Here is a 976-nt window from a genome sequence, read left to right as displayed (position 1 = left end):
AAATACCGGCTTTAAATTATTGTAGGGTTTCCGTATTAGGTTAAGAAAACTTAAATTTATGAATTTACTAAAAATGGGTCATATTCACCACTTTGTTGGTGAAATGACCCTTTTTTTTGGTCTAATGATTTATTTGATGTTTTATTTATTTTTCTTGTAACGTCCTCTAGGCCAACCTTTCATACGAATGGATTTGTGTGAACCTGCGTAATTTGGCTTTGTAGTTTTATTCATGCAATAAAGGCATCTGTTTCTATATCTCAGAAAGTTTTTATATCCTTTTGCGTTGTTTTTAATTTCCTTTGCGATTCCATTTTTGGATTCCATGATTCCATTCGTAATGCGTCGACCATCTATAAAAGTAAAAGAATTGATTATTTCTTGAGACCAGTTAATCAGTGTCTTTTTTAATTTTAAAATTTCTTGAATATTGCTCTTTTTCATTTCTTCGATATGTTTCCATAAATCATTTTCTGCATTTTCTAAATTAGAATGCTTATTAAAATACACGTAATCACTCTTTAAATAGTACGCAGTCCTTAATTCATCAGATATTCCAAGAATAAGGTCCAGAATTTGTGGGTAGTTGATATACCTGTGTAGTTTCTTGTTCCATTTTGATTCGTTTTCACGAACTTCATCTTTGAACAGGGTCCAATTGAATTTTTTCAAAAGGTAATATTCAACAGACTTTTTTGGGAACTTGTTCATTACGCGTTTTCGAACTTTATCTAAGGCTTCATTATAGTTTTTGATCACATGAAACGGATCCGCACATACTTTAGCTTTTGGAAGACGTAGTTTTACAACAGATCTGTAAGTTTCATAAAGATCCATAGATACATATTCTACATTTTCTCTTTCTGATTTAGGTATCTTTTCAAAATAGTTTAACAAGGTGGTTTTGCGCCTGTTTATAATGACATCGATTAGATTGCTAGTTTCAAAATCTAAAAGAAGACAAGAGTATTTATTC

General features: G+C 30.7%; 1 protein-coding gene. It reads right to left on the bottom strand.

The window, feature by feature from the left end:
* Positions 1-141: 141 nt before the first annotated feature.
* On the bottom strand, positions 142-976 hold an 835-nt coding region (locus LJE08_RS13605), incomplete at its 5' end, for a transposase (protein ID WP_227403532.1).

It is taken from the genome of Holdemanella sp. DFI.5.55 (assembly GCF_020593575.1).
In the GTDB taxonomy this organism is placed as follows: Bacteria; Bacillota_I; Bacilli_A; order Erysipelotrichales; family Erysipelotrichaceae; genus Holdemanella; species Holdemanella hominis.
This window is presented reverse-complemented; position numbering and strand designations above follow the sequence as displayed.